Origin of the sequence: Streptomyces sp. V4I2, assembly GCF_030817655.1 — a bacterium.
GTDB classification, from domain to species: Bacteria; Actinomycetota; Actinomycetes; order Streptomycetales; family Streptomycetaceae; genus Streptomyces; species Streptomyces plumbiresistens.
In genome coordinates this window covers 1,222,968-1,237,850 of record NZ_JAUSZM010000003.1, presented here as the reverse complement: position 1 = coordinate 1,237,850, position 14,883 = coordinate 1,222,968, and the positions used below count along the sequence as shown (strand labels likewise).

At 68.0% G+C, this 14,883-nt stretch carries 11 protein-coding genes; 9 read left to right on the top strand and 2 right to left on the bottom strand.

Features of this window, described 5'->3' with window-relative positions; all coding sequences use genetic code 11:
- Window positions 1-175: 175 nt before the first annotated feature.
- From QFZ76_RS06660 to QFZ76_RS06625, 8 genes are all read left to right on the top strand, one after another.
- Entirely contained in the window at window positions 176-1,483 is a 1,308-nt protein-coding gene (locus tag QFZ76_RS06660; RefSeq protein ID WP_307672825.1) for an NtaA/DmoA family FMN-dependent monooxygenase, read from the top strand.
- A 13-nt stretch (window positions 1,484-1,496) separates the two neighbouring features.
- The gene (locus QFZ76_RS06655; protein WP_307672824.1) at window positions 1,497-2,810 is read left to right on the top strand and encodes an NtaA/DmoA family FMN-dependent monooxygenase; all 1,314 of its coding nucleotides are present in this window, start codon (window positions 1,497-1,499) and stop codon (window positions 2,808-2,810) included.
- An 11-nt stretch (window positions 2,811-2,821) separates the two neighbouring features.
- Window positions 2,822-4,138 (top strand): NtaA/DmoA family FMN-dependent monooxygenase, encoded by a 1,317-nt coding sequence (locus tag QFZ76_RS06650; RefSeq protein ID WP_307672823.1) that lies wholly within the window; start codon window positions 2,822-2,824, stop codon window positions 4,136-4,138.
- A 62-nt stretch (window positions 4,139-4,200) separates the two neighbouring features.
- On the top strand, window positions 4,201-5,517 hold the full coding sequence (locus tag QFZ76_RS06645; protein ID WP_307672822.1) for an NtaA/DmoA family FMN-dependent monooxygenase: 1,317 nt from the start codon (window positions 4,201-4,203) through the stop codon (window positions 5,515-5,517).
- 12 nt (window positions 5,518-5,529) lie between these two features.
- Window positions 5,530-6,732, top strand: a complete 1,203-nt coding sequence (locus QFZ76_RS06640) for an MFS transporter (RefSeq protein WP_307672821.1) — start codon at window positions 5,530-5,532, stop codon at window positions 6,730-6,732.
- A gap of 125 nt (window positions 6,733-6,857) precedes the next feature.
- Window positions 6,858-7,736, top strand: a complete 879-nt coding sequence (locus QFZ76_RS06635; RefSeq protein ID WP_307672820.1) for an ABC transporter permease — start codon at window positions 6,858-6,860, stop codon at window positions 7,734-7,736.
- 29 nt (window positions 7,737-7,765) lie between these two features.
- Window positions 7,766-8,761 (top strand): ABC transporter permease, encoded by a 996-nt coding sequence (locus tag QFZ76_RS06630; protein WP_307672819.1) that lies wholly within the window; start codon window positions 7,766-7,768, stop codon window positions 8,759-8,761.
- A gap of 100 nt (window positions 8,762-8,861) precedes the next feature.
- Window positions 8,862-12,704: an ABC transporter ATP-binding protein gene (locus QFZ76_RS06625; RefSeq protein WP_307672818.1), complete on the top strand. Its 3,843-nt coding sequence runs from the start codon at window positions 8,862-8,864 to the stop codon at window positions 12,702-12,704.
- Window positions 12,705-12,795: 91 nt separating this feature from the next.
- Here the strand turns inward: QFZ76_RS06625 and QFZ76_RS06620 are convergent, their stop codons facing one another.
- Window positions 12,796-13,569 carry a GntR family transcriptional regulator gene (locus tag QFZ76_RS06620; protein WP_307672817.1) on the bottom strand — a complete coding sequence of 258 codons (774 nt, stop codon included), beginning with the start codon at window positions 13,567-13,569 and terminating at the stop codon, window positions 12,796-12,798.
- Between the two features lie 176 nt (window positions 13,570-13,745).
- Entirely contained in the window at window positions 13,746-14,252 is a 507-nt protein-coding gene (locus QFZ76_RS06615) for a riboflavin kinase (protein ID WP_307672816.1), read from the bottom strand.
- Window positions 14,253-14,522: 270 nt separating this feature from the next.
- On the opposite strand from QFZ76_RS06615, the gene QFZ76_RS06610 reads away from it, so the two are divergent.
- Entirely contained in the window at window positions 14,523-14,774 is a 252-nt protein-coding gene (locus QFZ76_RS06610) for a hypothetical protein (protein WP_307672815.1), read from the top strand.
- Window positions 14,775-14,883 lie beyond the last annotated feature (109 nt).

The window sequence follows — 14,883 nt, the reverse complement described above, 5'->3', positions numbered from 1 at the left end:
GGCGGACCACGGTCGCAGCGGCGCAATGCGAGTGCCATGACGGCGCATTCGTCGTGACACCGGCGCTGGATGTCATGGGTTCACCACGGACCAAGGCACGCAATGGAGCGGTGCCGACCTGCCCGGCGATCTCGTTCGAGGCAGCGGAGGCAGCAGGAGAGGCAGGACAAGGCACATGACGATGTTCCACCTGGGTTGGTTCATGAACTTCACGCCTCCGGACTGGCAGTCCGAGTGGGCTTCCCCGGACGTGAAGAACTGGGCCAACGGCAAGTTCCACGTCGACATGGCCCGGTCGATGGAGCGGGCCTGCTTCGACTTCATGATGATCGAGGACACCGTCATGGTCGCCGACGCGTACGGCGGCACCATGGAAGGCTCCCTCAAGAACGCCGTCTTCGCGCCCAAGCAGGACCCGATCCCGCTGGCCGTCATGGTCGCCGCCAACACCACCAAAATGGGCGTGGTGGCGACCATGTCCACCTCGTTCTACCCGCCGTATCTGCTGGCCCGTGCCTGTTCCACTGTCGACTCGATCGCCGAGGGCCGGTTCGGCTGGAACATCGTCTCGTCGGCCGAGGACCGTGCTGCCCAGAACTTCGGCCTTGAGGGTCTTCCCGAGCATGACGAGCGCTACAACGTCGCCGAGGAGTACTTCGACGTCGTCAACCAGTTGTGGGACTCCTGGGATGCCGACGCGGTTGTCATGGACCGTGAGACCAACACCTTCGCCGACTTCCGCAAGGTCCGCACCATCGACTTCGAAGGCAAGTACTTCAAGTCCCGCGGCCCGCTCAACACCGTGCCCTCGCCCCAGCACCGGCCCGCATTCTTCCAGGCCGGAGCCTCCCCCCGGGGCCGCGCCTTCGCCGCCGGCGCGGCCGACGCGATCATCGCGGTCGGCACCGGCACCGCAGGCATGAAGGAGTACCGCGACGACATCCGCGCCCGCGCCGAAGCAGCCGGCCGTGACCCCGACGAGATCAAGCTCCTCTTCGTCGTTTCCCCCACCATCGCCGCCACCGAATCCGAAGCGACCGCCGCTCATCAACGCTTCGGCCAGTCGGAGCTGTTCGTGGAGAAGGCGCTCGTGGGCATCTCGTCGAACACCGAGATCGACTTCAAGCAGTTCGACCTGGACGAACCGCTCCCCGAAGGCCTGACCACCAACGGCGAACGCGGATCCCTCGAACACTTCAAGCGCGGCGACGGCACCCCCGGCCCCAAGACCCTGCGCCAACTCGCGATCGCGGCAAGCTCGTTCGGCCTGGAGTTCATCGGCACTCCCGAACAGGTCGCCGACCAGATGCAGGAAGTGATGGAGCAGGTCGGCGGCGACGGCTTTCTCATCCACCGCAGGGGCCTGACACGCAAATACATCAACGACATCTGCGACGGCCTCGTCCCCGAACTCCAACGACGTGGGCTGACCCGCACCGAGTACACCGGGTCCACCTTGCGCGAGACCCTCGGCGAGTTCTGAAAGGCAGACGCACATGACGATGTTCCACCTGGGTTGGTTCATGAACTTCACGCCTCCGGACTGGCAGTCCGAGTGGGCTTCCCCGGACGTGAAGAACTGGGCCAACGGCAAGTTCCACGTCGACATGGCCCGATCGATGGAGCGGGCCTGCTTCGACTTCATGATGATCGAGGACACCGTGATGGTGGCCGACGCGTACGGCGGCACCATGGAGGGGTCGCTGAAGAACGCCGTCTTCGCGCCCAAGCAGGACCCGATCCCGCTGGCCGTCATGGTCGCCGCCAACACCACCAAAATGGGCGTGGTGGCGACCATGTCCACCTCGTTCTACCCGCCCTACCTCCTGGCCCGCGCCTGCTCCACTGTCGACTCGATCGCCGAGGGCCGGTTCGGCTGGAACATCGTCTCGTCGGCCGAGGACCGTGCCGCCCAGAACTTCGGCCTTGAGGGTCTTCCCGAGCATGACGAGCGCTACAACGTCGCCGAGGAGTACTTCGACGTCGTCAACCAGTTGTGGGACTCCTGGGATGCCGACGCGGTTGTCATGGACCGTGAGACCAACACCTTCGCCGACTTCCGCAAGGTCCGCACCATCGACTTCGAAGGCAAGTACTTCAAGTCCCGCGGCCCGCTCAACACCGTGCCCTCGCCCCAGCACCGGCCCGCATTCTTCCAGGCCGGAGCCTCCCCCCGGGGCCGCGCCTTCGCCGCCGGCGCGGCCGACGCGATCATCGCGGTCGGCACCGGCACCGCAGGCATGAAGGAGTACCGCGACGACATCCGCGCCCGCGCCGAAGCAGCCGGCCGCGACCCCGACGAGATCAAGCTCCTCTTCGTCGTTTCCCCCACCATCGCCGCCACCGAAGCCGAAGCCCGGGAGCAAGAGGCGCGGATCATCGCGACCGACTCCTTCATCGAGAAGGCACTCGTGGGCATCTCGTCGAACACCGAGATCGACTTCAAGCAGTTCGACCTGGACGAGCCGCTCCCCGAGGGTCTGACCACCAACGGCGAACGCGGATCCCTCGAGCACTTCATGCGGGGCGACGGCACCCCAGGCCCCAAGACCCTGCGTCAGATGGTCATGGCTCGCAACAAGCGGGGCCTGGAACTGGTGGGCACCGCGGAGCAGGTCGCCCAGCAGATGGGCGAGGCGATGGAGGAGATCGGCGGCGACGGCTTCCTGATCAACAAGGGCGGTCGCGACCTCTCCCGGCAGTACATCACCGACATCTGCGACGGCCTGGTCCCCGCGCTGCAGCGCCTGGGCCTCACCCGCACCGAGTACACCAAGTCCACCCTGCGCGACACACTCCGCGAGTTCTGAGGATCGACACGATGACGAAGAAGTTCCACCTGGGTTGGTTCATGAACTTCATCCCGCCGGAGTGGGACAGCGAGTGGGCTTCCCCGGACGTGAAGAACTGGACCAACGGCGACTTCTACGTCGACATGGCCCGGTCGATGGAGCGGGCCTGCTTCGACTTCATGATGATCGAGGACACCGTGATGGTGGCCGACGCGTACGGCGGCACCATGGAAGGCGCGTTGAAGAACTCCATCTTCGCGCCCAAGCACGACCCCGTGCCACTGGCGGTCAAGGTAGCCGCGAACACCGCCCACCTGGGTGTGGTGGCGACGATGTCGACGTCGTTCTACCCGCCGTACCTGCTGGCCCGCACTTGTTCCACTGTCGACTCGATCGCCGAGGGCCGGTTCGGCTGGAATATCGTCTCCTCCGCCGAGGACCGTGCTGCCCAGAACTTCGGCCTTGAGGGTCTTCCCGAGCATGACGAGCGCTACAACGTCGCCGAGGAGTACTTCGACGTCGTCAACCAGTTGTGGGACTCCTGGGATGCCGACGCGGTTGTCATGGACCGCGAGACCAACACCTTCGCCGACTTCCGCAAGGTCCGCACCATCGACTTCGAAGGCAAGTACTTCAAGTCCCGCGGCCCGCTCAACACCGTGCCGTCGCCCCAGCACCGCCCCACGTTCCTCCAGGCCGGAGCCTCTCCCCGTGGTCGCGCGTTCGCCGCAGGCGCCGCCGACGCCATTGTCGCGGTCGGTACCGGCACCGCGGGCATGAAGGAGTACCGCGACGACATCCGCGCCCGCGCCGAAGCGGCCGGCCGCGACCCCGACCACATCAAACTCCTCTTCTGCGTTTCCCCCACCATCGCCGCCACCGAAGCCGAAGCCCGCGCCGAGGTGGAACGGCTGACCTCGTCCGACGCCTACGTCGAGAAGACCCTGGTCAGCATCTCGGCCAACACCGAGATCGACTTCAAGCAGTTCGACCTGGACAAGCCACTCCCGGAGGGCCTGACCACCAACGGCGAACGCGGATCCCTCGAGCACTTCATGCGGGGCGACGGGACCCCCGGCCCCAAGACCCTGCGTCAACTCGCGATCGACTGGGCCAAGACAGGCGTCGAGTTCGTCGGGACCGCGGAGCAGGTCGCCCAGCAGATGGGCGAGGCGATGGAGGAGATCGGGGGCGACGGCTTCCTCATCATGAAGCCCGGCTGGGATCTGAACCGGAAGTACATCCATTCGATCACCGACGGCCTGGTCCCCGAGCTCCAGCGTCTGGGCCTCACCCGCACCGAGTACACCAAGTCCACCCTGCGCGAGACGCTCCGCGAGTTCTGAGCCCACCGCAGACATCCCCGCACTTTTCAAGAGAACCGCGTCGCGACCGAGTAGGAGACATCATGCCGAAGAAGTTCCATATGGGCTGGTTCATGAACTTCATCCCGCCGGAGTGGGACAGTGAGTGGGCTTCCCCGGACGTGAAGAACTGGGCCAACGGCAGGTTCTACGTCGACATGGCCCGGTCGATGGAGCGGGCCTGCTTCGACCTGATCATGATCGAGGACACCGTCATGGTGGCCGATGCCTACGGCGGCACCATGGAAGGCGCGCTGAAGCACTCGGCGTTCGCGCCCAAGCAGGACCCGATCCCGCTGGCCGTTCTGATCGCCGCCAACACGGCCAGGATGGGCGTGGTGGCGACGATGTCGACGTCGTTCTACCCGCCGTACCTGCTGGCCCGTGCCTGTTCCACTGTCGACTCGATCGCCGAGGGGCGGTTCGGCTGGAACATCGTCTCCTCGGCCGAGGACCGTGCTGCCCAGAACTTCGGCCTTGAGGGTCTTCCCGAGCATGACGAGCGCTACAACGTCGCCGAGGAGTACTTCGACGTCGTCAACCAGCTGTGGGACTCCTGGGAGCCCGACGCGGTCGTCATGGACCGCGACACCAACACCTTCGCCGACTATCGCAAGGTCCGCACCATCGACTTCGAGGGCAAGTACTTCAAGTCCCGCGGGCCGCTCAACACCGTGCCCTCGCCCCAGCACCGCCCCGCGTTTCTCCAGGCCGGGGCCTCCCCTCGGGGCCGCGCGTTCGCCGCCGGCGCGGCCGACGCGATCATCGCGGTCGGTACCGGCATCGAAGGCATGAAGGAGTACCGCGACGACATCCGGGCCCGCGCCGAAGCGGCCGGCCGTGACCCCGACGAGATCAAGCTGCTCTTCGTCGTCTCTCCCACCGTCGCCGCCACTGAAGCCGAAGCCCGCGCCGAGGTCGAGCGGCTTCACAACCACCCGTCGTACATCGAGAAGTCGCTGGTGAACATCTCCTCCAACACCGAGATCGACTTCAAGCAGTTCGACCTGGACGAGCCGCTCCCCGAGGACCTGACCACCAACGGCGAACGAGGATCCCTCGAGTACTTCATGCGGGGCGACGGGAGCCCCGGCCGCAAGACTCTGCGCGAGTTGGTGCTGCACCGCGCCAAGCGAGGACTTGAACTGGTGGGCACCGCGGAGCAGGTCGCCAAGAAGATGGGCGAGGCGATGGAGGAGGTCGGCGGCGACGGCTTCCTGATCAGCAAGCCCGGCTGGGACCTGTCCCGCAACTACATCAGCTCCATCTGCGACGGACTGATGCCCGCGCTCCAGCGCCAGGGCCTCACCCGCACCGAGTACACCAGGTCAACTCTGCGCGAGACGCTTCGTGAGTTCTGATCGTGTGCGGGCGTGACGGCACCGCACGCCTACCACGGCAGCCCGCTGGCCCGGTTCCGGCAGTCGGCCGGGCATCAGCTGACGATGGTCCTGGTCGGATTCGTGATGGCCATGACCGCCCCGATCGAGCTGCTCTACGCGATCAAGCTGGGACTCAGCCCGGTCCTCGTCACCGTCTTCATCGTGAGCTCCGCGGCCGGACTCATGCTGGTCGACGTCCTGGGTACGCGGGTCGTCACCCGGATCGACGCCCGCTCGACGACCGTCGTCGGGATGGCGCTCTTCGCGGCCAGCGAGGCCTGTTACGGGCTGGCCGATCGCGCGCCGGAGCTGATCGCCGCCCGGGTCCTCCAGGGGCTGGCCAGCGCGGTGGTCGCCGGCGCGGCGTTGCAGGTGACGGTGCGGATGCGCGCTCGCCCGCACCGCGCTCTCGGCTCGAACGCGAGCCTGCAGATGCTCGGCGGCTCCGTCGGAGCTCCGGTCGGCGGCCTCCTGGCCACTCAGTCCGCGGGGGTCGACGGCTACCGGCTCGCCTTCGCGGTCTGCTGCGGCGCGGGGCTGGTGGCGGGCGCGCTGGTGGTCCTGCTGCTACCGCGCCTTCCCGCCCCGTACGAACTCGGCCGCCCCCGGGTCGGTCTGCCCCGACTCGCGGTCGGCCGGGCCGTCCGCGTCGCGCTCGCGCTGGGGCTCATCGGCAACTACCTGCGCAGTGGGATCGAGAACACCGCTTTCCCGCTGATCGGGGACGCGGCGGGTCTCACTCCCGCGGGCATCGGAATCTCCCTGGGCGTGCTCTCCATGGTGGAGATCGTGGTCCTCGGCACCTCGGGCACGCTGTTCGAGAAGGTCCGTCCCGCTCGAGCGCTCGTGTGGGCGCTCGCGCTCGGTGTGGTCGCCTTGGCCGCCCTTCTGGCCGCACATTCGCTCAGTGGCTTCCTCACCGCGGCTGTGCTGTTCGGCCTCGTCGACGGAGTCGCTCTGGCGGCACCACCGGTGCTGGTCGTCGCCACCAGCCCGGACCCGTCGATCGCCGTGGCCAACTACCGGATCGCCTGCGGCGTGGGCTCGTTCAGCGGCTCGGGCAGCGTCAATCTGCTCTTCGGGGCGCTGGGAACCACGGGGTGCGTGGTCGGCGGGGGACTCGTCCTGCTGTCCGCGGCTGCGCTGGCCGGGTCGAGACCCCTGCGGGAAACGCGCGCCACCCGCGCGCAATGAACCAGCAACTTGAGTGAACTTTCAATGATACCACCGGGAGATGGACTTGCCTCCCGACGGATCCCATCAGAAGCCCGTGAACCGCAGGGTCGAGGACGAGCGGGCCGTTCAGTCACGGAGGAGCCATGGCCATTGCTGAGCCCTACGTCGCCAAGGATCTGGTCCCGGTCGGGACCAGATTCGGTCAAGGCCTCAGACAGTATTTCCAGGGCACGCCGGTAGCCGGCTGGGTCGCCTTCACCGCGCTGGCAGCGATGTTCCTCATCGCGGTCTTCGCCGAGGCCATCGCGCCCTACGACCCCCTGGTGCCGGCCGGGACACCGATGTCCGCGCCCGGATCCGGTTATCTCCTGGGGACCGACACGGTGGGACGTGACGTACTCAGTCGCGTTCTCGTCGGCATGGCCACCAGCTGGTGGGGCGCCCTGGCGGTCGTCGCCTCCGGTGTCTTCTTCGGCGGGCTGGTCGGTCTCGTCGCCGGGGCTGCCGGCGGCATCGTCGACAGCGTCCTGATGCGGATCACCGACGTGTTCCTGGCCCTGCCCGGACCGATCCTGGCGGTCGCGGTGGTGGCGGCCCTCGGCCCGTCCTACTTCCACACGCTCGTCGGCGTCTCGCTCGTGTGGTGGCCGTTGTACACGCGCATCATCCGCGCCGAAGTACGCAAGCTGCGGGCCTCTCCGCACATGGAGGCGGCCAAAATCTCGGGGGCCGGACCGGTGCGCCGGCTCACCAGGCACCTGCTGCCCGGAGCCGTCCCCACCACCATCATCACCGCGAGCCTGGACGTGTCGGCGCTGGTGCTGATGCTCTCGAGCCTGTCGTTCCTCGGTCTGGGGGCACCGCAGCCCGCGCCCGAGCTGGGAGCGATGAGCGCACAAGGCATGACCAACATCTTCAGCGCGTGGTGGATCCCCGTGTTCCCCGCCGCGGCCGTCGCACTGATCGCCATCGTGAGCAACTTCGCCGGCGACGCACTCAGGGACCGCATCCGTGACCGCTGACCGGTACAGACGAACGTGGAGGTGACATCATGCTGCTGATCTTGGGTCGTCGGCTCCTCGGAGCACTGCCTGTCCTGATCGCCCTGGTCCTGGTGGTCTTCGTCCTGCAACAGGTGGCGCCGGTCGACCCCGTCGTCGCCCTGGTCGGGGAGAAGGCACCGCCGGAGGTGTACGAGGCCGCCCGCCAACAACTGGGACTCGACAAGCCGTTGCCGGTGCAGTTCTTCCACTACCTGGCGAGTGCGGTCCAGGGTGACCTCGGGACCTCCTCGGTGACGCGCACGCTGGTCGCGTCGGACATCGTGAAGTTCCTGCCGGTCACGCTGGAGCTCGTGTTCATGTCTCTCGTGCTGATCGCCGTGATCGGGTTCTTCCTGGGGCTGGCCACGGCGCAGCGGTGGCCCGGATCGGGGGCGCTGCGGGTGGTGATGATCTCCGGCGCGTCGGTGCCCGTGTTCCTGGCCTGCCCGATCGCGATGCTGGTCTTCTACCGCTGGCTCGACATCCTGCCCGTCACCGGCCAGACATCGTCGTACGACGCACCATCGGGCCCGACCGGCTTCCTTCTGGTCGACAGCCTGGTGGCGGGCCGGCCGAGCCTGTTCTTCGACGACCTGAAACATCTCATCCTCCCGGCGTTGTGCATCGCGATCGGACCCGCGGTGGCCGTCGGCCGCGTTCTGAGAAGCAGCCTGGAGGGCACCCTCCGAGCGGAGTACGCCCGTACTGCCAGGGCCAAGGGCCTGAGCGGGACCGAGGTCCTCGTCAAGCACGCACTCCGCAACGCCCTCGGCCCCGTGCTCGCGCTGATGGGACTGCAACTCGCCGGAATGATCGGGAACAGCATCCTGGTCGAGGCGATCTTCGCCAGACCCGGGATCGGCCTGTACATCTCCCAGTCGATCAGCAAGGGAGACTTCAACACCATCGCCGGAATCACGCTGGTCGTCGGCCTTCTCTACGTCGTGGCCAACATCGTCGTCGACGTCCTCCAAGCCGCGGCCGATCCGCGGATCGCCGTCTAGAGGGGGCCAGGGGCGCAATCGGCCGGCAACGCATGGGAAGGGGCGCGGAAATCCGCGCCCCTTCTCCTGTGCCCATGACCACGATCACTCTCATACGCCCATGACCGCTCCACTCGACATGCGCGAAGCAGACTCGCCCGAGCCCGAGCCCGAGCCCGAGCCCGACGTTGAGGTGGAGGCGGAGGCGGAGGTGGAGAACCAGCGTCGTCCGGTGTACGCGCGCGGGACCCTCCAACTGCTGGCACCCGTGCTCGGCCGGCGGGTGCGCTTCCGCATATGGCTCGGTGTCGGATTCGCCGTCGCCGCGATGGGCCTGATGGGCCTCATACCGTTGATCCAGCAGGTCATCCTCGACGACACGATCCTCTCCGAGAAGCGTTCCCGAACCGTCTGGATCGTGCTCCTGCTCGTCACCGGACTCGTCAGCTTCGTGGCGAACTACCTGCGCCGCACGATCGGCGGCAGAGCCGCCGTGCACGTCCAGCGGGACCTCCAGATCAAGCTGCACCGGCACATGCAGTACCTGGACGCCTCGCGGCGCGACGAGATGCGTGCCGGGGACGTGATGTCCCGCGCGACATCGGACCTCACCCTGATCCAGATGTTTCTCCAGCAACTGGGCCTGGCCTACGGCAACGTCACCCTGCTCGTCGTGTCGCTGGCCGTGATGGTCGCCCTCTCCCCGCTGCTGGCAGCGGTGATGGTGGTGGCCGTACCCGTGTTCCTCGCCGTGGCCATGAGGTTCCGCAGCCGGTCGTTCCCCGCGAGCTGGATGGACCAGCGGTTCCAGGGCGGCGTGGCCGGGGTCGTGGAGGAGGCGGTCACCGGAGTCCGGGTCGTCAAGGCGTTCGGGCAGGAGGAGCAGGAGCAGGCATCGCTCAACGGCGAGGCGCGCAAGCTTTTCCAGTCCCGGCTCCGCACCGCGAGGATCACCGCGGTGTTCGGCGCCGGCATGGACGCCATCCCCGGTCTCACCCAGCTGGCCATCCTCGGCTTCGGGGGCTGGCTCGTCATGGAGGGCCAGGTCTCACTCGGCGTGTTCCTCGCCTTCTCCAGCTACGTCCTCCAGCTGGTCGCCCCGGTGCGCTTCCTGTCCGGTCTGATGGCCACCAGCCAGCAGGCGCGCGCCGGCGCTCAGCGGGTCGTCGAACTGCTGTCGACGCAGGCCCGCGTGCGGGAGCGTCCCCACGCCGTCCCGCTGGAGGACCCCGCAGGCCTGGTCGAGCTCCAGCATGTCGACTTCCATTACCCCGGCGGCGAACGCGTGTTGCACGACATCTCGCTGCGGGTGAACCCGGGAGAGCGGATCGCCATCGTGGGCGCCTCGGGTTCGGGGAAGTCCACTCTGGCCCACCTCATCGCCCGGTTCCACGACCCCACGTCGGGCGTGGTGCGCATCGACGGCCGCGACATCCGCGAGTACACCCTGACCTCGCTGCGCGCCGCGGTCGGGATCGTGTTCGAGGAGGGCTTTCTCTTCTCGACGACGATCCGCGACAACATCGCGTTCGGCAGACCGACGGCCACCATCGACGAGGTGGAGCACGCGGCGGTCGCGGCAGGCGCGCACGGCTTCGTCTCGGGACTCCCCGACGGCTACGACACCGCCGTGGGCGAACGCGGCTTCACCCTGTCCGGTGGGCAGCGGCAGCGACTCGCACTCGCCCGGGCGGCGCTGACCAACCCCCAGGTGCTGATTCTCGACGACGCCACGTCCGCCATCGACGCACGGACGGAACACGCCATCCACCGCTCGCTGGGGGAGGTCCTCGCCCGCCGGACGACCGTGCTGATCGCCCACCGGCACTCGACCCTGCGTCTGGCGGACCGGATCATCGTGCTCGACCGCGGCCGGATCGTCGACGTCGGAACCACCGAAGAGCTGCTCGCGAGTTCCCCGCTCTTCCGTGAGCTGCTGACCGGACCCGACGCGGACTTCGAGGCGGGCCCTGAGGAACCGGTCACCGAGCTGGACCCCACCACCTGGCCCGAGGGCGTGTCACGGCTGGGCGCGCCGAAGATCAGCAGTCACACCAGCGAGGCCGCCACGCGGGCGGCGTCCGGCTCGCACGGCCCCGGTATGAGTGGCGACACCTCGACCCTCGCCGGCCTGGCCACCGTGTCGCCCACGCTGCTCAAGGCCGTGGAACGCCTTCCCGAGCTGCGCGGCGAGCCCGACATCGACCTCGCGGAGGCAGTCGCGCCGCACGACCGGTTCACCATGGGGAGCGTCTTCCGGTCCTTCACCAAGCCGCTGTTGCTGGCCTCGGTCATGGTGGTCGTCGACGCCGTCTCGTGGATCTCGACGCCGGTGCTGATCAGGCTCGGCATCGACCACGGCGTCCTCCAGCACTCCCATCGGACGCTGGCCTGGATCTGTGTGGCCCTCCTGGCCATCCAGGGCGTCATCTGGGTCAACAGCAGGGTGATGATCTACTTCGCCCAGCTCATCGCCGAACGCATGCTGTTCGGGCTGCGGGTGCGCACGTTCGCGCACCTGCAACGACTCTCGCTCAACTACTACGAGCAGCACATGGCCGGCAAGATCATGACCCGGATGACCTCCGACGTCGAGGCCTTCGCCCAGCTGTTGCAGCAGGGACTGCTGACCGCGATGGTGAGTCTGCTGGCGTGTGCCGGCATCGCGGTCGGACTCGTCGTCTTCGACGCCCAACTCGCCCTCGCCGTCTCGGCGGTGCTGCCGGTCCTGCTGGTCTCCACGCTGTGGTTCCGCTCCGCGTCGGGGAGGACGTACCTGATCGCACGCGACCGGGTGTCGGTGCTCTACGCCGACATGCAGGAGAGCCTCGCCGGCGTCGCGGTCAGTCAGGCCTACTCCCAGCAGCAGGCGAACGAACAGCGGTTCGAGGTGCTGGCCGACTCCTACTGCGAGGCCCGGATTCGCTCGGCCGAGCTGATGGCCCGGTTCTTTCCGCTGCTCCAGTTGCTGAGCACCGTCGCCAAGGCCATCGCGCTCGTGGTCGCCGCTCCGCGGGTCATGGCGGGTGACCTGTCCTACGGGCTGCTGATCGCCTTCCTGCTCTACCTCGACCAGTTCTTCACGCCGATCCAGCAACTGTCCTTCGTCTTCGACCAATGGCTGCAGGCGAAGGTCGCGGTCGTCCAGCTGCGAGAGCTCCTGCAGACGCCGACGGGTACCCCGCTCGCCGAGGACGCCGTCGCCCCGAAGCGTCTGTCCGGCCGGATCTCCCTGGACCACGCGACGTTCGCCTACGAGAGCACCGGCCTGGTCGCGATGGACGATGTGAGCCTCGAGATCCCGCCCGGGCAGGTCGTCGCCCTGGTCGGCACCACGGGTGCGGGCAAGTCGACTCTGGTCAAGCTGGTGGCCCGGTTCTACGACACGTCCGCGGGCACGGTGAGCGTCGACGGCATCCCGATCAAGCAGCTCGACCTGGCGGCGTACCGCCACCAGCTCGGGTTCGTCCCCCAGGAACCCTTCCTGTTCTCGGGGACGATCCGTTCCAACATCGCCTACGGGAACCCCGAGGCGCCGGACCTCCTCGTGGAACAGGCCGCCCGCGCGGTGGGGGCGCACGCCTTCATCGCCGAACTGCCGCTCGGCTACCACACCCCGGTGAGCGAGCAGGGCCGGTCGCTGTCGGCCGGCCAGCGCCAGCTGCTGAGCCTGGCCCGGGCACTCCTCGTCGACCCCGCGATCCTGCTGCTCGACGAGGCGACGGCCAACCTGGACCTCGCCACGGAGGCACGCGTGCAGCGAGCGATGGGACTGGTCGCGAGGGGGCGTACGACGCTGCTGATCGCGCATCGGCTCCAGACGGCACGAGCCTCCCAGCGCATCCTGGTCGTGGACAACGGGCTGATCGTCGAGGACGGCTCCCACGACGAACTCCTCAAGCTCGGGGGCCAGTACGCGGCGCTGTGGGCGGCGATGGTGACGAGTGCCGCCCACAGCGAGTGACGACAGCCCACGACCCCACCCGCCCTGCCGCTACGGTCGGCGGCAGGGCGGGTGGGGTCGTGGGCGTCCTCGGCAGGCTGATCGGCGTGGGTCAGGCCGATCGGACGGCGTGGGTCTGGAAGGCGATCAGGTCGCTCCGCAGCCGGAACTGCGACAGCGCCCTGGGCTGGCCCTGCTCGTCCTCCAGGACGTCTTCCAGGAAGAGCATGGGCGCTCCGACCTCCACACCCACCAACCGCGCGGACTGCTCGTCGGCCGCCGTCGCACCGATCGTCGTCGACTTGGTTCCGCGGATCCTGACGTCGAAGTGCTTCTCCAGGAACAAGATCGCGTCCGGTTCGTCGACGACGATGTCCCGAGACTGCTCGGGGCTCAGCGCGACGTAGCTCACCAGGATGCCCAGCACCAGTTCGTGCCGGAGGACGAGCGACTCCATCATGAGCACGGTCCAGTCGCCCACGAGCTGCAGTCTCTCGCGCACCAGGCCCGGACAGCCCAGGATCTGGTAATCCAGGGCACGGAGCTGGGTGTGGACGGCCCTCTCGCCGCCGAACGCCTCGACGGGGGCGATCTGGTTGATCCGCAAGGTGGTCACGTGGGCAGAGCGCGTCCCGCGCTTCGGGCTGCGCGTAACCAGACCGTCCTTGGCCAGGAGTTGCAGGACCGCACGCACGGTGTTGCGGCTCGCCGACAAGGACTCGGTCAGCTCACTCTCGACCAGGTACAGGCTTTCGGGACTGCTTTGCAGGGAGGAACGCAGGAGGTCGTAGGCCCTGCGCATGGAGTTGTTCAGCCGGTCCGGAGTCTGTCGATGCCGTTGGTACACCGTCTCGGGGCGCACCGGCCCGGCAGGGTGGTTCGACACCGCCGGCAGCCTCGGTTGTGCGGCCTGACGGGGCAACAGGTCATCTGCCACGAGGAAACCCCCTTCGAAGAGGCGTTCACCAGTTTGAGCATGGAAGCAGCGGAGTGTTGCCTGAATCGTCCTCGAATGCGACGTACGTATTGCGCTCTGGTGACTCTCGGGCAGCAGAGCGCCACTCAGGGCTGGTCGGCGATGCCGTCGGACACCTGCGGGCGCGCGTTCGCGTGCAGCCAGAGGCGGGCGGCGGCGATGTCCTGGTGCATCTGCTGCACCAGCGCCTTGACGTCGGTGAAGCGGCGCTGCGGTCGGATCCGGTGATCGAGCCGGACGAGCAGCCACTGGCCGTAGAGATCACCGGAGAAGTCCAACAGGTGTGCTTCGAGGAGGCGGATCCCGTCACGGCCGTAGAAGGTGGCCCTCCGGCCGACCGACACGGCTGCGCCGTGTGTGGCGCCGTCGGGCAGTCGCACCAGACCGGCCCACACTCCGTCGCTCACGCTCTCGTCGCCCAGTACGAGGTTGGCGGTGGGGAAGCCGAGTTCGCGGCCCCGCCGGTCGCCATGCTCGACCCGTCCCTCGATGACCCCCACCTGCTTGGGCACTGACCTGTCCGAGTCCTGGCGAGGTCTCATGCGCGCGCCGAACGGCACGCGCAGGAAAATGCTGTCCAAGGTCGAGTCCATCGTGGCTGCTCCTTCGGCACGGGGGGACAGTCGGGGCAAGTACCAGTGCGACGGATCCCCATTGCGGGCGAACGTGCCGACGGTGACGTCTGGATTGCGCCGATTGCGGTGCCGCGATGCGCATCCCCACCGGCGCGCCTCCGGACGTCGGCAAAGGGTCGCGGCGCGCCTTCCCCTCCCTCTGATCTCTCCGAAGCGCAACGGCCAGCGCAAAGGACCCGCAACCGGAGGGTGACCCTCGGGCAACAGCGGCGCGCTTGACTCCGCGGCATGAAGGCTCAAGGCACCAGGTACGGGCGCTGGCACGGCGCTAGCCGCAAGAGGCCGCGCGACCATCGCGTCATCGCGTCCGAGCGGGCCACTCGCCGCATCCGGCTGCTGATCGATGCCGCCCGGCAGGCCGGCCCCAGCGAGCTCGACCACGAGTGGCTGGCCGACCGAACAGGGGTCCCCCTCGGCTACCTCGTCTGGCGGTATCCCACCACCGCCGACCTGTCCGCACTCCGATCGCTTTCCACCTGACCCGCGCTCCGGTCCGGAGGCACGCCCACCGGCCGGCACCCCGCGGGCACCGGACCGGTGGCCGGAGCGGTGAGGGCAGTCGCCCCGCCGAGGGATGCCACTCCTCCGT